Raw genomic sequence first — 20,036 nt, 5'->3', positions numbered from 1 at the left:
TGGTCTTTTGCTACTGCCATAAATAAACTCCTTTTCGATAAGAATTGTCATATCTGTAATTCTTACCAAAAAGGAGCCATTTTTTACCAAAGCCACAAAGTTTTTTACACTACCAAAAAATCTTCAAGAATCGTCGCTGTTATTATGTTGATAATTGCCATTATCTTTTTTGTTTTTGCTTTAAATAACCCACAGGCAAGTTTCCCTTGGAGCAATATCATAACATATATTCTCTATGGAATATATGTTGTGATAATGATAATACTGTTTATTGCTCCATTTAAAAGAAAAAAGTAATTCCATGTACAGTAGGGAGAAAAATCTATGGAAGTATTTTGGATTATAATCTTGGTATTAGTTCTATATATTCCCATGATTACACTGATCTCTTTTGTTCGGGCTCTTTTTAGTCTAAGAAAAGGGAAAACATATGCCAAGGAAAGATTTCGTGATACTTTTCTACATTTTTTTGTTGAATTACTAAATCCATTAAATTGGTTCTTGTAAAACACATACAAATCCTAAGTTGTCGAATTGGAATTTTTCAAGGAGGATTTACAATGAAATGTATGAAATGTCATAACACATTGCACTCAGAAATCGGCGAATTTTCTATGACTATTAACGGAAAAAGTATAAAGGTCATAAATGCACCTGTATTACATTGCAAGAACTGTAATTCGGTAATTATTAGCGACGAAGTAAAAGAAAAGGCAAAAGAATTTTCAAAAGTATATTTATATCCAGACAATACTCTTGATTACGCAGAATGTGAAGCCGGAACGATTATGTCGGTAATGAATTTACTGCTTTGATGACGAAAATCCTAAGTTATCGAACGTATCAAGCGAAGCCAAAAGCAAAAATGGGGGACTTGATTTCTCGCATCCCCCAGTGTATAATGAACTCAGAAAGGTAATCAGATGCAAGATCTGATGCCCTCAGTTAATTCAGTATTTCATAGAAATAGCATCCTTGACTTTGGACGGTACAGGATGCTATTTCTTATTATGTCGATTATCTATGTAAGTCAAAGCCGCAAAAATAACTAACAGTAAAGTCAGGACTTCTGTGATAGTCATGGGCATCACCCTCCTTTTTTACTAGAGGGCAAGATCGAAAAGCATCCGTCTTTCTGGTTCAATTATACCGGAATAGTATAGCATGACACATCGCCATGAGCAATAAAAATATATGGAAAGAAACGGCAATATTGCATAATTCACTTTGTTGCGCTGCCGCTTTTTTTATAGGTTCTGCCGGATAATCCGTGTGATCAGGCCCACCGCCACATTGCGCTCCTCATCAATATGCGTAACGACAAAGGAAACCTCGTCCTTTTTCCCTACGGTACGGGGATCATAGCAGGAATGGGCGATTGCGTTGACGCCAATCGAGAGCCGGACGAATACGGTGCCTTTGTGGATATCTTCCACGACACCGGCATATTTGCCCTGTACCTTGCATTTCTTCATATTTTCCTTGCTGGTATTGCCTTCTACGCTTTTGACATCTGCATGGACGGTGATCTGCTCCGGAGATTCTGCCTTTACATCCAGGATCCGTACCAGGATGTGATCCCCCACACGGAACCGCTCTCTGGCGTCTCCCAGCCAGTCAAAGGACAGATCCCTTGCCAGGATGGAAGTCTCCACACCAAAAATTTCAGCACGGACAACCTTTTCTGCCACAGCGATCACCCTGGCCTGCACGATGCGGTCTTCGCAGACCTTGGGCTTCCCGGATGCGTCCGTATCCAGATAGAAGATCTGGCGTTTCTTCAGCATGGCTTCCTTCCGGCTTGCCACAATGCTGCGTGTCTTCGCATCCAACCCCTTTACCAGGAAATCAATCTCACATCCCAGCATATTATTGAGGATTTTATTCTGCCGCAGGGAGAGCTCCCCGTAATCGTGGGCGTTATCCTGGATAAGATTCAGCATCATTTCCGAGATGGGGATGACGGTACGGAAGTCCTTGTAATAGATAATGGCGATCAGACTGCCGGCCTCCGTTTTCTCAATGCCGCCCAGCTTCCCGGTGAGGATTTTCCGGGTGCGGTAGGCGTTCTGGATCTCGTGCCAGATGAGATCCGCTTTGGACTGCGGCGTTTCCAGCTGAGCATCGGCGTCCAGGGTAAGGATAGAAGTTACATGGTTCAGTTCGTTTGGCATAAGCTGCCTCCTTTCAAAAATTAAGACATAATGGAATCTTTATCCAGCGGAACAATCTCCTCTGGATAATCCGGAAATTCTTCCGGCAGGTCACTAAGCTCTCCCGGATGACCGGAAGGGTAAGCGTGCTTGTCCGGTTCCCGGCGAAGCGGTTTCTCCTGAGAGGAAAACGCAGGGCGTCTGCCGCTGCGGCCGGGCCGGGGCTTTTTCTTTAAATTTTCCGCAAGAGTCGGTGTATAGTCGTATTCTTCCTGCTCGGCCATCGCCCGCCATTGGGGAACATGGTCTGCCGCTTTCCGGGGAATCAGTTTTTTGGAATCCGGGTGGAGCGTATAGTCGTACTTTTCCACTTCTAATATTTTCTGTCCCCGCAGGATGATAAGCGCCTTATTCAAGGGCAGCCGTTGGATCTCATCCGGCGTTAGGAGCTTGCGCTTCCCGATGGATCTGGTCTGCCGGTACTCCGGCGTGTAGTCAGAAACCCGCCAGGAATTGAGCTGTTTGGCTTCGCTGCTGACTCCAACCGTCACATCTCCGGACCGATTGGAAATAAAGGTGGCGGTCACTTCATCGGTACAGCCTAAGAATAATTGGCTGTCACAATTCCCGATAATTTCCTGCCATTGGTTCAGCGGATACCGGTTCTGCATTTGAGGCAGATTCTGAAAAATACAGGAAATGCTTAAATTTCGGCTCCGGATAACGGAAATTTTTTTGTTCAGCTCCAAAATGGCGCCGGTATTGGCCAGCTCATCTGCCAGGATATGTACCGGAACCGGCAGCTTCCCGTCCACGCCCTCTTTATCCGCAAAGCGGACTAGCTTGATAAAGATAAAGGTCATGAACAGGGAGGAGAGGAAATCAAAGGTGCTGTCCTGGTCTGAGGTGATGCAGAAATACGCACATTTCTGTTTGCCCGGCAGTGTCAGGTCAATCTCGTCATAAGAGGTGATCTGCCGGATCATCTTGTTCTGGAACACCTGCAGCCTGGCACCCAATCCGATGATGACGCCGGAGCGCACTGTGTCGCTGGCCTGTTTATAGATGCAGTAAGGTACTTTTGCCGGATGGGATACCGGAAGCAGGTCAAACAGGCTGTTCAGTTCTTTCTCGGAACTCATAGTCAGCAGCTTGTACACCTGCCCGATATTTTTGGCTTCCGGCGGAAAACCCTGATCCACGTACAGAACCAGGGCTTTTAACAAGTTCATTTCCGCATTATCCCAGAAGTGATCTCCTTTGGCAGAGCCGGTATTCTGGATGATGACATCGGCAAAGACTTGCGCCATCGTTTCAGAACCGTTGATTTCCATCAGACAGTTCCAGCTGTCGGAGTTTTCCGGGTTGACCAGGTTGAAACATTTGACGGTATAGCCTTCATTCTCCAGATACACGGACATACTTTCATAGAGTTCGGATTTCGGATCGGTAATGATGAGACTTTCTCCTGGTCCGTCAATTCCGCGGGCAACACTTTGGAAGATAGCATTTCGGACATAGGCACGGCTCTTCATGGAGCCGCTGGAGCCGTAGACTGCCACATTCCGATTCATATAGGTGTGGTAAGGCAGGCAGACAGCCTTGCCATTCAGCTTGCCTAAGATGGTGCCTTTGCTTTTCTTTACATCAGAAGTCAGCTCCAGGACTTTATGCATTTCCTCCGGCGTCATGAAACCGGAGGTGCCATAGGTGCCTTTGGTCGAGTAGTTCAGGTTCCGTTCCCGGTCTGGGACTTCGCCGTTGCGGTCATAGCCCATCCGCATGAGCAGGAAGATCAGCAGCCCAAATACAACAAGGCAGATCCCGATCCCGTACAGGTTATACGGAAAATCAGTGACTGCCTGGAAACAGGCTGCCGGATGCGGGGATGGCATCGGTGGGGAACTGCCATTGCCCGGCGTGTTACCGGCGGCAGTCCAGATGCGATAGTTTCGGATAAACTGAGCGATATAGCCGCCTGCATATAAGGTGCAGAGGCTGATGGGAAGCAGATAAATGAGCTTCCACCATTTACGGTTCATGCAAAAACCCCTTTCTAAACTTAGAGAGGTCAATACTGGAGAACCGAATGTCGGCGGTCAGATATCGTTTCAAACAGGGGATTTGGAAATCAAAGCAGATCATCACCCCCTTTCTGCCGTATACATTCAGCCCGGTATTGAATCGGTTAATTCGGTGCAAGTCAAAATCATATGCAAGAACCGCAGGGTTCCCGGAAGCGTCCACCCCATCATGGTCGATGGGAAGGTCTGGCTGCCGGGAACCTAAATCGGATAACAGTAACTGGTCCAGCTGTTTCATGAGCCGTGGCCGGACCAGTAGTTTCAAAAGCGTTTCACCTTCCGGTGTGTTTGGCAGATAGTGAAAGTGTTCATAGGATGTATCCGCTACAAACAGACTCTTTTTGTATCCGCCGGTACTGGTCAGGAGCTGGTAAGCGGTGTCCATGTCCTTCCCGGTCAGGATCGCCCGGACTTTCGGATGTCCCGTATAGGGGAAATCCTGCAGGTAATGCTGCAGGAAGGCGTTCAGCCGTACCTCTGTCCGGTATTCCCACTTGAGTACATGGTCACCGGTGTTATACAGTGCATAGGCACAGTGGGGAGCAAGCAGCACCCCCATGCTCCGGGAATTTCTGACCTTGGTTGCCTCTGAACCGATGTGCTTAAACTCCCGTGATGAGTAAAAAAGGGGCAGGTTCCCCATAGTGAGGATACCGGCTTCGCGGCCTTCCCTGAAAATATCCGGTTTCTGGTCAGCAAAGAACGGGATGCCGGCGCTTAGGAGAGTCAGATAGGTTTCTGCTTTCTGGTACAGACGCAGCCGCCGGGTTACTTCGCTTCGGACCTGATTGGTTTCGGTATTCCCGGTGAGGAAGTCACGGAAACGCTCCGGATTTTGAGCAAGGAGCATCTGTTTGGCCCGTCCGGTCAGGCGATAGCCCCGTAAATGATCCCGATAGTGAGTCCGCAGCAGTTTTTGTGCCTTTAACTCTGTAATGAGCTTTTCTCCATAAGAGGGGCTTGGGATCAGACGGGTAAGCTGGTCAGCAGGAAATTCCCCACAAAGAGCGACCATTTCCAGGAGCCTGTATTTCTGGGAGGTAGAAGGATACAAAATCAGTCACCCCTCCTTCCGGTAGTTACCCATGTAAGTCTGTACTTGGGTAAAAAGTTGTGCTTCCCGGCAAACAAAAAAAGCAGGGTTTTCCTGCTTTCAAAGGATTTTTTACCAATGTCGGATAAAATGACGGAAAAATCATGAAATTTCCGATATGGTTTCAATCTCGTTTTTTCGTCCTTTCAACCACTGGGGAAACCGGGATTTTCCCATCACATAGATTACTGTATGATCCGTATCTCCCAGCTCGGTGGTGTGGTAGGAGTCGCAGTACAGCCCGCTGTCATCCACCATGATATAGGTGGCAATCGTGTCCAGAAGCTGTTTGAACTCCAGGTTATCGTAATCCCGTACCCGGTCAAACGGGCCGTTCCGGTCATAGATCTGGCTGAAGCAGACCACACATTCCCGGTACAGGGGAAGAGAGTGGACAGTCAGGTAGTTCTGCAGCGCATAGTTCAGCGGCTCATGGAGAAAGGCGGCGTTGACGTGCTGCTTTCTTTTGGGAAGCAGGCCCGGAAGCGTAATGGAGATAAGATCTTCGTCCTGGCAGATCTCAATCCCCTGGGTATCTGCCGCCTCCTTCAAATATCCGCCCCGTTTTTCCGGGGCTGCCAGGCAGACCAGGTTGCGCATCTGGCAGGCAATCCGCTCGGCACGCAGCGCAGCGTTCATACTCAGATCCCCGTAGTTTTCCGGATATGCACGAATATCTGTGGTTTTCAGGGCAAAAACCGTGTTGTTGAGTTTCTGGATCTCTCCTTCCAGCTTCGCAAGCCGTTCATAGAGTATTTTCTGGTTTGAAATGGTGTATTACCTCCTTCCGTAGTAGCTGACAGAGCCGGAGTCATTCACGACACAGAAAGCAAGCACCCCTTCAATCGAGAGTTTCGCCGCCTGCTGGATATTTTCCAGCACCACAAGACGCAGCACATCGTGGCGGGGAATGGACTTCATCACATGATCCACCAAAATTTCCTGTTCCAGCGGCACATAGAGGATTTCATATTCCTCATTCTCTGAAAAGAAGTGAAGTTTAACAGGAAAATCCCCGCTGGTATGGAATACGATGGGCTTTTCAAAATCCAGTAAAACCCAGAAGGCGGCAATCGTGCCTCGATCCGGGTTTTTGGCAGCCTCCGGGCTGTCACATAACAGGCCGGCTTCCTTATCATGATAAATCCTTCCCTGCTTGACCAGGCTGGTGATCAGCGACTTGATGGAGTCCTGGTTACCAAACATCTTCATTACCTGCTCATACTTGAGGGCATGGTAGGTGGTCAGGAAGCGCAGGAGCTTTTCTCCTTCCCTGTGGTATATCTGATCTCTTGTTTTCATGCCGGATTTCCTCCGTTCAGTAGAATGTGCGTGTGCTGTACGTAGAGTATACGTAGAAATATCTACTTATTATATACGTAGGCTGTACGTACAGCAGTCAGCGTTGGTTTATGGGTACAAAAAAAGCACCGCCGAGGGTGCTGTAAAAAGAAAACTATAAGCAATACCTATTGTAGCATGGGTAAATTTACCCTGCAATCGCAGAACCGGGACAATCCTGTGCCGGAGGTGTGCCACTTCCTACTCCGGGAAGAATTTATTCAGGGTGTCTATGGTTTCCTTTGCCGTATAGCCCCAGAGGATGCTGCTCAGAGCTTCTATCGCCAGGTGGCGTTTCCGGTAGTAAGTACGGTAGGAGATATTGGGAATGTGCTGCTCCAGCTTTTCCAGGATTTCTTCCGTGTTCTTCAGCTGCTGCGGCGAGAGAAAGGCATAGTAGAGGATCCAGTAATACTGCTCCCCGTATTTGTGGTTATTCCGCAGAAGATCTACGGAAGACTCCAGCAGCTTCAGCATCCGGTTGCTCCGCTCAATGCTTTTGGCACGTTCCGCAATATCGCTTCCAGCCAGATCTGCTCCGGCTGCATAAATGGAGTCCAGGAACTCATCAATGCTGGAACCGTACTGCACCTTGAACTGGTTCTCCATCTGGTGAACGACCACTTTCAGGCTGTATGTGGCATCCCGGTAACGGCGAAGGAACTGGTACGTATCATGAAACCGGGGATTTTCTTCCGGTGTTGAAAAGTCCTGTCCTTTACGCTTCGGCATACAGATCCCCTCCTTCCTGACTTCCGGCTTCCGCATTATCCGGTATTTGCGGGGGAAGATCCGGCAGTAAGATTTCCGGGGGATCCATCCTATGCCTCCTCTTAGCCCGCTGTTCTGTCCTGCCCTCTTTCGGAAGGGCAGTGTTCGCCAGTACGGTTCGGCGCTGCTGTCCACCCTTTTTCTCAGGCTCCAGCTTTGCAGACTCAGGCCTGGGTTCTATGGTCAGCTCAAACCGGTAGTTTGCGGCTCCAAAGGGGCAGATAATATTTAGACCAATTACAGGTATACTATCCTTGCAGTCTGATAAGGGAGATAATATATACCTGGTCCGGGGGCAGTGACAGCAGGAAATCCCTTGTGTATCCAGGAGTTTGGCGACTTTTTTGACCATGTAGCGGATGTGCGAAATTGGAACGCAGGGAATGGGATTTGAAACAGTGATCTGCGCATCCGTCACCGTTTCTGATACGCACACAGTCTCTGGTTCTGCGGTTTCCTCTTCAGGTGTCTCTTTTGGAATGTAAATTGGCAGTTTCATTTTCATGGCGATCTCCTCCTTGTCAATCAGTACGTCGCTGATGTTAAACATAATGGAAAGGTAATTGTTCAGGTAAATCATGCTCCCGTGATTTCCACGGAAGGATACCAGGGTGATCAGGTTCATCTTCTCTAGTTTTTTCAAAAGCCTGGAGACAGTAGGTTTGGAATGTCCCCACCGTTCTCCCAGCGTCTGGAAGCTGGTCAGGGGGGATCCGGTATTATTCCGATAGTAGACGACAGGCCCGGTGTCAGAGCAGAGGACAGACGGGTCATTGTATACAGCATGGATCCACAGATCAAGCAGAATGTCCATTTCCGAGCATTTGCCTGCCTGGATCAATTTATGGGCTTTTCCAATTGGAAAAAAGAAAAAGCCGGTATCCTTTTTACAGGGATAATTGTATTTCAGGGCAGTATTATCATCCTGCCAGTCAGTGATCCGGAATTTGACCAGGCGGTTTTTCTCCAGCAGGGAATAGGTAATGCAGCTTTCCTCCTGGAGATGCTTCAGGATGGAAATGGCCTGATGCTGAAACCGGCAGCGAAACCAATCCTGCAGTTCTGAAATGCTGCAGATCCATTCGCCCGGTGAGAGCGTATAAGTGAGCTGCTCCATGCGCCGGATGGAAGTGCTGTAATTGGCGTAGGAGCAGAGAACCAGATACCAGAAAAGAAAAGAGCCTCCGGTGGTTCGGATGCTCCTGTCATTTAATAAGGTCTGTATGAAGTTGCGGTAGATCCGGCAGCGTGGAAAATCTACGATTTGTTTGAGTTCTAATTGGTATTCCATAAGTAAGCCTCCTAATAAAAAGGGCTGACAACGAATGTCAGCCTGTCAAAATGATATGATTTGTCAGTAGGTATTGAGAGAGTGCAGAAGCCAGTTGGGTTCCTCTGATCTGACACACTCCATTGCATTTTTATTGCATTTTTAAATTTTGTTTTATTGTCTTATAGCGCATTATAATCGCTAAAACCCCTGTAAATAAGCCAATCTTTGTTTATATCGCTTACCGTCTGTCTGGAGTTTGAATAAGGGGACCCCTTCAGAAAGCCAGTAAAACCGGTACTTGCAAGCAAATTTGTTTAAGTTCTGGCAACGAATCGGCAACTTAAGGGTCTTATTCAAAGAATAATGCATATCTTATTTCATATTAAAACCTTACTGATCTTCAGTTTAAAAAGCTGAAGGACAGTAAGGTTTTTTTAGTTCTGATCATTTATTTTCATTTGTAAACAGATCACTGAGTTCCTGAGATGGTATTCTGGCCCATTTGGAGTATGTGTCCAGTGCCGGGTACCTGTATCTCCACTCATCGTATTCATCCTTGCTGATTTCCCCTTTTTCCAGTTTCTCCGCCTGTTGCTGCCATGAAGAAAACATGTCAAACAACGAAGAGAAGGAGGTGTTGGATTTATCTAGACAGAGGCAGAGTTCCCCGTCAATATCTTTGATCTTCAAGCCGTACATATCTTCCAGGGCAAAAAGGGTATGCATCAGGCCGACATAGGTGTCAATATCAGGCACGGTAAGGGCACGTGAATCCACATGAAAAATCTGTGCCAGCTGGTTGATCAGATCTTGTTTCGGGGATCTTGCCTCGGATTCATATTGTGCCATGCGTACATCAGATGTTCTTCCGGTAAAACCAAGTTTCTCTCCGAGCTGTTTTTGCGTCAGCCCTATTTTGGTACGGAAGAATCGGATTCGTTTTCCAGTTGCCATGGTAAAGCCTCCTTAAATTAATTTGTTTAGTAAAAGTATAACATGGGCAATATGGAAGAACAAGAATAAAATTAAACAAAAAAGTTTAAGTTTCTCTTTCTGAAAGTATTGACTTAAACAAATATGTTTAGTATTATGGTTATGCAGGAACTTAAACAAAAAGAGTTAAGAAAGGAGAAAAACTATGGATGAAAAAACATTTATGACAGTGGATGATGTTGCAAAGGAGATGAGCGTATCTAAATCCTACGCCTACAAGGTAGTGAGGCAGCTTAATAAGGAGCTGAATGATATGGGCTATCTGACTGTGGGAGGAAGAGTAAATACGAATTATTTCCTAAAAAAAGTATGCTACAGAGAATGATGAGAGAGGAGTGATAATATGTCTGTATACAAAGACGAAAAAAATGGTACCTGGCGATGTATTTACCGTTATACCAATTGGAAGGGCGAGAGGAAGCAGACCCAGAAAAGAGGATTCCGCACCAAAAGAGAGGCTCAGGCCTGGGAACGGGAAGAACTGTTAAAACAGGGTGCCAAACTGGATATGACCTTTGAGAGCTTTTACGATATTTATTCGAATAACAAGAAAGCAAGAGTGAAGGAAAGCACCTGGGAGATCAAAGGCAATCTGGTAAGGACCAAGATTCTGCCTTATTTCGGGCAAAGAAAAATTGCTGAGATTACACCCAAGGATGTGATTGCATGGCAGAATGAACTGCTGAAATACAGAGACGAGAAAGGCAAGCCTTATTCAGGAGAATATCTGAGAACAATCCATGCACAGCTGTCCGCTATTTTCAATCATGCGGTGAACTTTTATAACCTGCCCAATAATCCTGCAAAAAGGGCCGGAGGGTTCAAAGCAGAGAAACCGAAAGAAGTGGAGATCTGGACTCAGGAGGAGTATCTGAGATTTTCCGCAACCATGATGGATAAGCCAAGATCTTTCTACGCATTTGAGATGCTGTACTGGTGCGGGTTACGATCCGGAGAGCTGCTGGCTTTGACAGCATCAGATTTTGACCTGGAGGCAAAAACCGTGAAGATCAGCAAGACATTTCACCGTTCAAAGGGAAGAGATATTATCACATCGCCCAAAACGGTGAAAAGCAACAGAATCATTAAAATGCCGCTTTTCCTGTGTGAATCCATGAAGGAATATATGGCAATGTTCTATAATCTGCAGCCGGGAGAGAGAATTTTTCCTTTTACCAAATCGTATCTGGATCACGAACTTCGGAGAGGAGCAAAAGAAGCCGGATTAAAAAGGATTAAAGTACATGCACTCCGTCACAGCCATGTGTCCTTAATGATCCATATGGGATTTACTCCATTTGAGATTGCTGAAAGGATGGGGCATGAAGCTGAAAAGATCACACTGAAATATGCACACTTGTTTCCGGATGTTCAGGATAAGATGGCTGAGAGACTTGAACAGGAGCGCATGAACATGGAAAAGGAGGATCTCTATGCAAAAATCCAAAGATAGTAAAGGAAGGTGGAGAAACCGGACAGTTGCATTCCGTGTTTCACAAAGAGAGTGGGAGATGATAGACGGCATGGTTTCGCTGTCGGGACTTCAGAAACAGGATTATATTCTCAGAAAACTGATGGACTGGGAAGTAACCATACAGGGAAGTTCCAGAATCTATAAAGCACTGAAGGTACAGATGGACAAGATCTATCAGGAATTGAAAAGGCTGGAAACCGGAGAAAGACCGGATGAAGATTTATTAACAACCCTGCAGATGGTGGCTCTGACATTGAACGGGATGAAGGAGGAATCACAGCATGCAGAGATCAGGAAGTGTTTCTGAAAAAAAGAAAATGTCCCTGCTGGTAACAAGGACATTCTCGCACTAGATGAAAAAAACTAATGCGGGCTCTGGTAAAGCCCCATAAACAGAAAACCTTCCTTCTACGGGAGGAGTCTGCCTAAATGCAAATAGTTCTATTTGCATTATAGCAAATTCCTCCTGTGAATGAAAGAAAAAATATGACAAAGGAGGAAAAGACATGAACATTTTTAAAGAAATCAAAGAGTATCTTACTGCTTTGCAGGCTGCGGAACAGTATGGAATCAAGATCAACCGGAATAAGATGGCATGCTGCCCCTTCCATGATGATCACCATCCCAGTATGAAGATTGACCAGAACTACTATTGTTTTGCCTGCGGAGCAAAAGGAGACGTTATAGATTTTACTTCCAGACTGTTCGGAATATCCCAGTTCGAGGCGGCACAGAAGCTGATCACAGATTTTGGACTGCCGATCAGGTCTGAAAAGAAGAAACATGCACCGGGGAAGTCCCAGAACAGGGAATCCTCAATGGTACAAAGTCGGTATCATTTTTCTGTAAAAAACAAGATCCTGGACTGGAAAAATCATGCGGTAAAGGTTTTGACTGATTATCTGTCGTGGATCAGATTCTGGAAGAAATTTTACTCATCGCGACAGGATCCTTTTGAGGAGGAACATTTTCTGGAGGCACTGAGTAATGAGTGGAAGATCAATGCATATCTGGATATCCTGCTGGCCGGAAGCGGAGAAGAGATTGCCCAATTCTTTATGGACAAGAGGAAGGAGGTGGCGGATATTGAGCAGCGAATGGAAGAATATCAGCGAGGAGTCCTGGAAGAAATTAGAAAAGATTGTAGAGGATGAAATGCTGAGTACAGAAGAGATCCGCGGATCCCTGGAAGTAACGGAGAAAGGACGGATCCGGCAGTCTATCCAGAATTGCAAACATGTGTTGGAACATGATCCCTGCCTGAAAGGCGCCATCTGCAGAAATGAGATGACCTGTCAGATTGATATTAAGAAAAAAGTGCCATGGAAGAGAAGAGGTGTTCAGATGACAGATACGGATATGAACAACCTGTCTCTCTACCTGGAAAAAAATTACGGACTGACCAGTGACCGGGTGATTACCAAAGCCGTGGACATTGTGGCAAATAATAACAGCTTTCATCCCATCATTGATTTTCTGGAAGGGCTTACCTGGGATGGAACGCCCAGGATCAGTCATATGCTGACACATTTTTTCGGAGCAGAGGATCAGAAGTATACCGGGGAAATCATGAAGATGCACATGATGGCAGCTATCAGCAGACTGTATGAACCGGGAACCAAATATGATATCATGCTCTGCCTAGTAGGCGGACAGGGAACGGGAAAATCTACCTTTTTCAAGTATCTGGCAATTAAGGATGAGTGGTTCACGGACGATATGAAACGGCTGGATGACAAGAAGGTTTATGAATATCTGCAGGGCCACTGGATCGTGGAAATGTCGGAAATGAATGCAGTGGCCAATGCCAAGAGTATTGAGGAAACCAAATCTTTTCTGAGCAGACAGAAGGACACATACCGAATCCCGTATGAAAGGCGGGCGGAGGATCGGTACCGCCAGTGTGTATTCTGCGGGACCTCCAATGACCTGGCATTCCTTCCTTTTGACAGGACCGGAAACCGGCGGTTCGGTCCGGTGAAAGTATGCCCGGAAAAAGCGGAAGTGACGGTATATAAAAATGAGAAGGAATCCAGAGGGTATATTATCCAGGCATGGGCGGAGGCGATGGTGATCTATAAGACGGAGAAGATCCTGCTGACCTTCTCCCCGGATATGGAAGACTATGTGAAATCCCTGCAGAAAGATTTTATGCCGGAGGATACACAGACCGGAATGATCCAGGCTTTTCTGGACAACTACGAAGAGGATTATGTGTGCTCTACCATCATCTACCAGGAAGTGTTTCATCAGGAAGGCATTGTGCCGAAATGGCAATCAAAAGAGATCGGAGATCTGATGGACAATGAGATCACCGGATGGGAAAAACATGGAAATCACCGGTTCTCCGGGGGATTGGGAACTCAGCGTTCATGGAAACGGATCCGTCCGAAAAAAGATCCAGATGGATTCATGAAAGTGGATGAAAATGAGGGGTTACCTTTTGAGTAAAAGTTAACTTTAAAAATGTTTTGAGCCTTGTTCACAAAAGTTTGTTCACAAGTTTGTGAACAGGGAAGTGTGAACAGGAAGAAAAAAACTTTGAAAGTTAAAAACACAGGAATGAAATAAGGCCCGGATACGGGCAGAAAGAAAAAGGCGGATACGCCAGAAACTAAGCCCTCGGCGATTGAGAGCGAAATACACCCATCGCACAAATCTGACGATTTATACTCTGTGTATTTCGCGATTGCATCGAGCCTTTCCCTTAAGAAACTGCCACCGGCATTTCCTTAAGGGAATCCTCCGGAAGGCCTTGCGGGGCAGACCGGCGTGTAAACAGAGGGATGATCTGACGTACCACTGCCGGAAAGGAGATACATGACAAATGGAAAAAACAGTTTTCTTCAGGTGGTCAAACTGCCTAATGTTAGAGGAAGGGTGCGTTATATCTCGGATCCGAAACGACAGGAAAATTTATATGCCACCTTTACAAATGTGGAGCCAAAATATTGGACTTACCTCTCAAAAGAAAATCAGGAGGATTTCAGAAAAAGCGGTACAGAGGGCAAATGCATTGAGGCGAGAGAGCTGATCATCATGCTGCCGCCAAGCCTGATCCAATATGATCCGGATATGCTGCTGAAATATTTTTCCGCAAAGTTTGTGGAGAAGTATGATGTGGCGGTGGTAAGCGCTCTTCACCATAATAAGGCAAAAACCAATCTTCACATTCATCTGATCTTTTCCGAAAGGCAGGCGTTTGATGTTCCGGAAAGAAAGATTGCTGCAAGGAATCTGTTCTATGATGAAAACGGGAAACACGTCCGGACGAAGAAAGAGATCCTGGATGAACGTGGAGAGATCCGGCCGGGATGCAGGATCGTTAAGAAGGGAGAAGTTTATGAAACCAATCTTTTCAAACCAAAAAACCAGGAATTCAAGTCCAAGAAGTTTACGGAAGAAATGAAATACTACTATACGGATCTTATCAATGAACTGGTAAAAGATCCGGCAGAGAAGTTGAAGGTGTTTGATAAGAACAGTCCTTATCTGCCGACCAGAAAGATTGGAAAGAACAATCCAAAGGCAGAGGAGATCCGAATTGATAATTATCTCCGGCAGGAATGGAATCATATGGTGGACCGGGCAGTGACGGAAGGCGTGACAGAGGAAGAATTGTGCCAGGTGAAGAAAAAAGAGATCACTGTGCCAGCTCAAGAATCGATCATGAAGGAAGGATGGAAACCGGATCAGTTCCGAAAGATCCTGCAGAAAGCGATTGGGAAACTGAGGGGATTCATTCAGTTTATGAAAGAGATCCGGAACGGAGAATTTGACGCAAGAGGAAACCCGCTGATCCGCCATGATCTGAGATTTGATGTGACACCGGCACCACTACCGGAGTCGGCAAAAGGAGAAAGACCATCTTCCGCTCTACAGGAAGCGGAAGTAATGAGACTGGATTGTATTTTGCAGAAGATGAAGAAAGCAGAACAGAAGATTTACGCCATTGAGAAAGCAAAGCTCAGACTGGAGAAAGATCTGAAAGAAGTGCAGAAAAAATGGTTTCATGGGAAAGAGAAGAAAGGACTGGAGCAGAAGATCGCCGGAAAACGGCAGGAGCTGAAGAAATCCCAGGAGACTTTAAGCGAGATTCCTAAAATGCAGGGATATGAAAATGCACTGGAAGTAAAGAAAGCCTATAAAGCTGCAGTTACTGAACTGGAAGGTGTGCGGAAACTTCAGAGTGAATGGGATCAGAAGGGAATCCCGGAAAAGAAGTACTGGGTGATCAAAGCTAACGTTCCAGAGCAGACAAAGCAGAAAAGTATTCATGAACGTCTGGAAGAAAAGAAACGAGACGTGGAGCAGAAACAGAAAAAAGAACGGAAAAGGAGTCATGGAAGAGATTGTCTGTAGAATTAGGTTTTGATGTGATAGAGGAGGAATTAGGAGTGTACATCGAAAAGATATTTGAAAGAGCAACCATACGGGGAATAGCGGATTATCTTTTGTTTGGGAGTGGACCAGACGAAGATAACAGGAGTTATGAGGAACGGTTGGAGGAACCGTATCTTAGATTTGAAAAGGCAGTAGCAAAATATGATAAGAATCCCACATCGGAGCTGCTGGATCTTTCCAATGAAGTGACAAGTGAAACTGCCAGTGTGTATATGGAGATAGGGATTCAGGTGGGGGTGTTATTGATGATGGACGTTATAAAAAATGTAAATCAGTAGCAAAATAAAGAAATAAATTAGAAATACAAGATCCTCTTCCGCAATTTCCGGGAGAGGATTTGTAATTAAAATAGCAAAGATAATTAGTGGAGAGCATAAAAAGTAATTTAAACAAAAGTTTTGTTAGAGGGAAAAAGAAAACAAAAAATAAATTATTGTCGTCAGTGGTGAAAAGAAAATCAAGGATATATCGTAGAAATGGGAAAATTACTTTTTGAAATTTATTTAGAAACAGAAAATCGTCATGACAAGTGATAATAGAAAAGTTATAATATAAATATTAGATGAGAGAGAGTCATTACTGAACTATATCATAGAATTGTAAGATGGTATATGAGAAATGGTTAAAACTTTCATAGTACAGTGACATATTATTCCATAGAATATCAGTATAGAAAGGTGAAGATAGTATGGATAAGAAAATGAAAAATTTTGTTGACCGTTTAAATTTTGGTCAGTCTTATTTATTGCTAGGTCAGCAATATTTAGCAGAAACAATTACAAATAGCTATTATGAAAGAGTAGCAGAGCGTTTAGGTACTGATAAAAAGGACTGTAATCTATATTTAGAGTTAGAGAATATTTCAAATAATATTGAAAAGATCCTTTCATGGATGCAAACAGAAGCTGATTATGTAACTTTACCAAATTGGGGGAAATATCTTGCAGAAGTGAGGTGGAATGGGATTATTACAACTTCTGTAGATTACTTTGTTGAAAAGATGTTTAGACTTGAAATGAGGGAAGTTCAACCAATTTACAAATTCGGAAAAAATTTGCCATATAATTTTAAAAGTAAAGAGATTCTTCATATTTCATATTTATATGGATGTTTAAATCAAAGTATGGACGACATAAAGCCGCCGTGTTCTCTTTTTGATTTGTCAGCATATAAAGCAAATGCATTGAGTCTTTTAAATCAAATTAATAGAGAATTTTTAACACCAATGGGGATGCTTGTAATAGATGGTTATGATTACGGTAAAGATTGGTTGAATGACGAAGTGTTGTTTGCTGTTTGTAAAAAACTTAAAAAAGATCAGGTTTTCTTTTTTGGATTTAAAGAAAAATATTTTCAGAGTGAATTTATTAAAAAATTAGTTGATGATGGGATTGTTGTGCCAATCAAAGAATCATTAATAACTATTTTAGAAGAGGCACAATCAAAGGGGCTTATTGAAAGTTCAGTGGGTGATCTGAATTCAGACGATTTAGTAATTTCAGTTGCTGGAAAAAGGAGAATATTTCCAAGAAAGAAGTTAAGAAACATTACAAGAACTTGTAAAGTATTAGATGATTTTCAGTTTGAATTTGAAAGTATATCCAAAGAGGAAGAAAAGGATTTATTTAGAGATTTTTTATATAGGTCATCAATAGAACCTATATGGGAAGCGTATTATTTTGGAATGAATATAATTAGGGACTATGAGAATCGTGCATTTAAGAAAATCCAAGATGTTTTGAGTAGTGACTCATTGTTTAAAAAGCCAATAATTCTCTATGGACAAACAGGCACGGGAAAATCTGTGGCATTAGCAAGTCTTGCCTATAGAATTAAAATGCAAAAAAAATATCCGGTATTATATATTGACGGGAAAGTGATGGAGATACATCGTGAAGATATAGAACAATTTTGTTCGTGGTGTGATGATATAAATGTTGCGGTTTTTTGGGATGCATCTACGCATGGTAATGATGTGAGCCAGTACTTTGAATTAAATAATTATTTGGCATCAAAAGGCAAGAAAGCTGTAGTGATTGGAACATCTTATAATTTAGGACAAGATATAAGAAAGTTATATGATGCATTTTATGTAGAGGCTCCGATTGAAATTACTGAAGCGAAGGAGATTAATAGTTTTAAACAAAAATATGAGAAATTTGTTGGGGAAAAACTTGATGATATGTGGACATCAAAATATGACAATAATTTTTTGGTTGCCTTATACCGTATGCTTCCTGGAACAAATTACAATATTAGAAAAGGACTTCTGCGAGAAATAGATATAGATACTATAGAATTGAGCGAATTAGTAACACTTAAACAACAAAATACTCCTATGATGTTACTACTCAAAAAATGCGGTATACCTATTTCTGAGGCGGGAGAACAAAAGACTAATAACAAAGTTAAAATTGGAAAGATAATAAAGATAGTTTCGATGATTGGACAGTATGGAATTGCTATTCCTTTTGATATCATATTTCGAATGTTAGAAGGTGATATTTCCTATTTGGTTGGTAGTTTACTAGAAAAAATTGATTTTCTTCATGTTGAAACAGATGTAAACGGAACAATTAATGTATTTCCTAGAAATAGTTTAGAGGCTCGGATTGTAGCAAATTCTTCATTAATTAAGATTAGTGAAAGAGTAGAAATAATTAAAGAGGTAATAAAAAATATAACAGAGAAAGAATTAGGTTTTTTAGTTACATTTCTAAAGGCAATAGGACCTAATGGTACGATAGATTGTGGAGAACTTAGATTATATTATAAAGAAATATCAGAAACAGTTAAGTATTTACGTATTCACTGTGGCGTATATGATACAGGAACTATTTTACAAGAAGCATCGTATATTAGAGAATATTTCAAGTACAGTGATGAAAAAGACAATGATGTAAAAATACTTAAGGAAACGCAAAAATTGTTACTAGAAGAAATTGGTAAGATGGAAGGAAGAAAAAACGATTTTACTATCAGAAATTCCTATGGGCAGTTATTGATTGAATTATCATCAAATATTGGAGCTGAATTAACTTTCTATTGCGATGAGGGAAAAAGTACAAAAATAATATTAGATGAATATAAAAAATTGGGTGAATATTTGGAAAAAGCATTGATTTATTCCCCTGATTGTTACTATCCAGTAGATATTTGGGCATGGACAGCAAGTAATATTTTGAAAAAAGATATCGGTGAGGATGAGAAGACGGATATTGTAAGTAAATTGGTATCATTATTTGAAAATGTTATTTCAGAGAATCCAGAAATTAAATATAGAGAGGATTATAATAGCCGAATTTTAAAGGTAAATTCTTTCGAAAATAATGAGAAAATTACTGATGAAGCATTTAAACGGTTACTTGAAGTTAAATCCGATTCAGGAATCTATCTTAGAGCTAGAAACAAACTTAAAGGGATAGATATTACTAAGAAAATAGAAAATGATAATATAAAAAGTTTAGAAGATACAATAGAGTATCTAGAACTTGAAGAGTTTCAAGAAATCGTGTCAAAGAGTACAAAATGTTTGTCTTTATTATTAAAACTTTATTGGTTAGTTTATGCGAAAGAACCAATATTCTTTACGGAAAAAACAATTCTTCCATTTAAAAGGGACATGTGGGAAAAATTGTATTATCTTTTGACACAAATGGAAGAATTGGTAGATGAAGTATCTCCTCAAAGTAAATATTTAAAAGGGATATGCGAATTTCATTTGGGAAAGGAATCCGATTGTATTCACCATTTTGAGGAGATAAAAAACAATTATTGCTTTGGACCTAGAAGACCAATTCTTTATTATATTGCATCTGACAATAGTGGAGAAGAGAAGGCAAGATCGTTTTTGGGACAATTGAAAAAAATCGAGAAAGATAAAGGGCGTGCAAGATTTTATTTACCAGAAATAAGAAAGACATTATTTTATTATAATTATGAATTTGTGTCCAAGAATTTAGAAGAAAATCAAGAATATGAAGGGATACATATCGGATTCAGCTTTATGGGAATTCGGATATCAGATATACAATAAAGGAGAATCGGCAGATGAACAATAGTAGTAAATTGCCGATAATATCTGATTTGATAAATCAGATAAACTATACGGTCAATAAAATGAATAAAAGTCTCATATTTTTTTCTACGACTCATCAAGAATTGCGTTTTGATATTGAGAATGAGGCGGCATATTATGTTAATGTAGATTATTTTTATGGCTTGTTTTTTGAACGATGCGATATTTATAGAGAATTTATCATTCAAAAAATATTATTATATCATATGGAGTACGAAAAAGTAAAATCCACAATTACACTTTTACACGATCCTAAAAGGTAGTGTAAAAAACTTTGTGGCTTTGGTAAAAAATGGCTCCTTTTTGGTAAGAATTACAGATATGACAATTCTTATCGAAAAGGAGTTTATTTATGGCAGTAGCAAAAGACCA

General features: G+C 42.6%; 18 protein-coding genes. 10 read left to right on the top strand and 8 right to left on the bottom strand.

Annotated elements, in window-relative coordinates; all coding sequences use genetic code 11:
* Positions 1-560: 560 nt before the first annotated feature.
* A complete protein-coding gene (locus B5G33_RS19915; RefSeq protein WP_087418870.1) occupies positions 561-815 on the top strand; it encodes a YgiT-type zinc finger protein in 255 nt (84 codons plus the stop codon).
* 432 nt (positions 816-1,247) lie between these two features.
* On the opposite strand, the gene B5G33_RS19910 is transcribed toward B5G33_RS19915, so the two are convergent.
* From B5G33_RS19910 to B5G33_RS19875, 8 genes are all read right to left on the bottom strand, one after another.
* The gene (locus tag B5G33_RS19910) at positions 1,248-2,174 is read right to left on the bottom strand and encodes an RNA-binding protein (RefSeq protein ID WP_087418869.1); all 927 of its coding nucleotides are present in this window, start codon (positions 2,172-2,174) and stop codon (positions 1,248-1,250) included.
* Positions 2,175-2,194: 20 nt separating this feature from the next.
* Positions 2,195-4,195: a VirD4-like conjugal transfer protein, CD1115 family gene (locus tag B5G33_RS19905; protein ID WP_087418868.1), complete on the bottom strand. Its 2,001-nt coding sequence runs from the start codon at positions 4,193-4,195 to the stop codon at positions 2,195-2,197.
* The gene (locus B5G33_RS19900) at positions 4,185-5,291 is read right to left on the bottom strand and encodes a hypothetical protein (RefSeq protein WP_330396751.1); all 1,107 of its coding nucleotides are present in this window, start codon (positions 5,289-5,291) and stop codon (positions 4,185-4,187) included. Before B5G33_RS19900 ends, B5G33_RS19905 begins: the two co-directional genes overlap by 11 nt.
* Positions 5,292-5,432: 141 nt before the next feature.
* Positions 5,433-6,086, bottom strand: coding sequence for a DUF6100 family protein (locus tag B5G33_RS19895; protein ID WP_275532848.1), 654 nt, complete (start codon positions 6,084-6,086; stop codon positions 5,433-5,435).
* Positions 6,087-6,107: 21 nt separating this feature from the next.
* Positions 6,108-6,632 (bottom strand): DUF5697 family protein, encoded by a 525-nt coding sequence (locus B5G33_RS19890; RefSeq protein WP_087418866.1) that lies wholly within the window; start codon positions 6,630-6,632, stop codon positions 6,108-6,110.
* A gap of 240 nt (positions 6,633-6,872) precedes the next feature.
* The gene (locus B5G33_RS19885) at positions 6,873-7,403 is read right to left on the bottom strand and encodes a hypothetical protein (RefSeq protein WP_087418865.1); all 531 of its coding nucleotides are present in this window, start codon (positions 7,401-7,403) and stop codon (positions 6,873-6,875) included.
* A complete protein-coding gene (locus tag B5G33_RS19880; RefSeq protein WP_242974781.1) occupies positions 7,390-8,733 on the bottom strand; it encodes a MarR family transcriptional regulator in 1,344 nt (447 codons plus the stop codon). Before B5G33_RS19880 ends, B5G33_RS19885 begins: the two co-directional genes overlap by 14 nt.
* A 426-nt stretch (positions 8,734-9,159) precedes the next feature.
* On the bottom strand, positions 9,160-9,669 hold the full coding sequence (locus B5G33_RS19875; RefSeq protein ID WP_087418864.1) for a helix-turn-helix domain-containing protein: 510 nt from the start codon (positions 9,667-9,669) through the stop codon (positions 9,160-9,162).
* 184 nt (positions 9,670-9,853) lie between these two features.
* Between B5G33_RS19875 and B5G33_RS19870 the strand changes: the two genes are divergently transcribed.
* The 9 genes from B5G33_RS19870 to B5G33_RS19830 all read left to right on the top strand — a co-directional run bounded on the left by B5G33_RS19870 (position 9,854) and on the right by B5G33_RS19830 (position 19,927).
* Positions 9,854-10,033 carry a DNA-binding protein gene (locus B5G33_RS19870; protein ID WP_087418863.1) on the top strand — a complete coding sequence of 60 codons (180 nt, stop codon included), beginning with the start codon at positions 9,854-9,856 and terminating at the stop codon, positions 10,031-10,033.
* Between the two features lie 18 nt (positions 10,034-10,051).
* Positions 10,052-11,161 carry a site-specific integrase gene (locus B5G33_RS19865; RefSeq protein WP_087418862.1) on the top strand — a complete coding sequence of 370 codons (1,110 nt, stop codon included), beginning with the start codon at positions 10,052-10,054 and terminating at the stop codon, positions 11,159-11,161.
* Positions 11,142-11,489 (top strand): plasmid mobilization protein, encoded by a 348-nt coding sequence (locus B5G33_RS19860; RefSeq protein ID WP_087418861.1) that lies wholly within the window; start codon positions 11,142-11,144, stop codon positions 11,487-11,489. The genes B5G33_RS19865 and B5G33_RS19860 overlap by 20 nt, the downstream gene beginning before the upstream one ends.
* Before the next feature lie 199 nt (positions 11,490-11,688).
* Positions 11,689-12,336 (top strand): CHC2 zinc finger domain-containing protein, encoded by a 648-nt coding sequence (locus tag B5G33_RS19855; protein WP_087418860.1) that lies wholly within the window; start codon positions 11,689-11,691, stop codon positions 12,334-12,336.
* Between the two features lies 1 nt (position 12,337).
* Positions 12,338-13,633: a virulence-associated E family protein gene (locus tag B5G33_RS19850; RefSeq protein WP_087418873.1), complete on the top strand. Its 1,296-nt coding sequence runs from the start codon at positions 12,338-12,340 to the stop codon at positions 13,631-13,633.
* 369 nt (positions 13,634-14,002) lie between these two features.
* Positions 14,003-15,544, top strand: a complete 1,542-nt coding sequence (locus tag B5G33_RS19845; protein ID WP_087418859.1) for a MobA/MobL family protein — start codon at positions 14,003-14,005, stop codon at positions 15,542-15,544.
* Positions 15,535-15,864, top strand: coding sequence for a hypothetical protein (locus B5G33_RS19840; protein ID WP_087418858.1), 330 nt, complete (start codon positions 15,535-15,537; stop codon positions 15,862-15,864). The genes B5G33_RS19845 and B5G33_RS19840 overlap by 10 nt, the downstream gene beginning before the upstream one ends.
* A 410-nt stretch (positions 15,865-16,274) precedes the next feature.
* Complete coding sequence (locus B5G33_RS19835; protein ID WP_087418857.1) at positions 16,275-19,622, top strand: hypothetical protein; 3,348 nt, start codon at positions 16,275-16,277, stop codon at positions 19,620-19,622.
* A 14-nt stretch (positions 19,623-19,636) separates the two neighbouring features.
* The gene (locus tag B5G33_RS19830) at positions 19,637-19,927 is read left to right on the top strand and encodes a hypothetical protein (protein WP_087418856.1); all 291 of its coding nucleotides are present in this window, start codon (positions 19,637-19,639) and stop codon (positions 19,925-19,927) included.
* Positions 19,928-20,036: the final 109 nt, after the last annotated feature.

The sequence above is a fragment of the Blautia sp. An81 genome, from assembly GCF_002161285.1.
Taxonomy (GTDB): Bacteria; Bacillota; Clostridia; order Lachnospirales; family Lachnospiraceae; genus Blautia; species Blautia ornithocaccae.
This window is presented reverse-complemented; position numbering and strand designations above follow the sequence as displayed.

Coding starts and splice junctions, on each gene's coding strand:
- B5G33_RS19915 (WP_087418870.1), top strand. CDS start 561: ATGAAATGTATGAAATGTCATAACACATTGCACTCAGAAATCGGCGAA.
- B5G33_RS19910 (WP_087418869.1), bottom strand. CDS start 2,174: ATGCCAAACGAACTGAACCATGTAACTTCTATCCTTACCCTGGACGCC.
- B5G33_RS19905 (WP_087418868.1), bottom strand. CDS start 4,195: ATGAACCGTAAATGGTGGAAGCTCATTTATCTGCTTCCCATCAGCCTC.
- B5G33_RS19890 (WP_087418866.1), bottom strand. CDS start 6,632: ATGAAAACAAGAGATCAGATATACCACAGGGAAGGAGAAAAGCTCCTG.
- B5G33_RS19885 (WP_087418865.1), bottom strand. CDS start 7,403: ATGCCGAAGCGTAAAGGACAGGACTTTTCAACACCGGAAGAAAATCCC.
- B5G33_RS19880 (WP_242974781.1), bottom strand. CDS start 8,733: ATGGAATACCAATTAGAACTCAAACAAATCGTAGATTTTCCACGCTGC.
- B5G33_RS19875 (WP_087418864.1), bottom strand. CDS start 9,669: ATGGCAACTGGAAAACGAATCCGATTCTTCCGTACCAAAATAGGGCTG.
- B5G33_RS19870 (WP_087418863.1), top strand. CDS start 9,854: ATGGATGAAAAAACATTTATGACAGTGGATGATGTTGCAAAGGAGATG.
- B5G33_RS19865 (WP_087418862.1), top strand. CDS start 10,052: ATGTCTGTATACAAAGACGAAAAAAATGGTACCTGGCGATGTATTTAC.
- B5G33_RS19860 (WP_087418861.1), top strand. CDS start 11,142: ATGCAAAAATCCAAAGATAGTAAAGGAAGGTGGAGAAACCGGACAGTT.
- B5G33_RS19855 (WP_087418860.1), top strand. CDS start 11,689: ATGAACATTTTTAAAGAAATCAAAGAGTATCTTACTGCTTTGCAGGCT.
- B5G33_RS19850 (WP_087418873.1), top strand. CDS start 12,338: ATGCTGAGTACAGAAGAGATCCGCGGATCCCTGGAAGTAACGGAGAAA.
- B5G33_RS19845 (WP_087418859.1), top strand. CDS start 14,003: ATGACAAATGGAAAAAACAGTTTTCTTCAGGTGGTCAAACTGCCTAAT.
- B5G33_RS19835 (WP_087418857.1), top strand. CDS start 16,275: ATGGATAAGAAAATGAAAAATTTTGTTGACCGTTTAAATTTTGGTCAG.
- B5G33_RS19830 (WP_087418856.1), top strand. CDS start 19,637: ATGAACAATAGTAGTAAATTGCCGATAATATCTGATTTGATAAATCAG.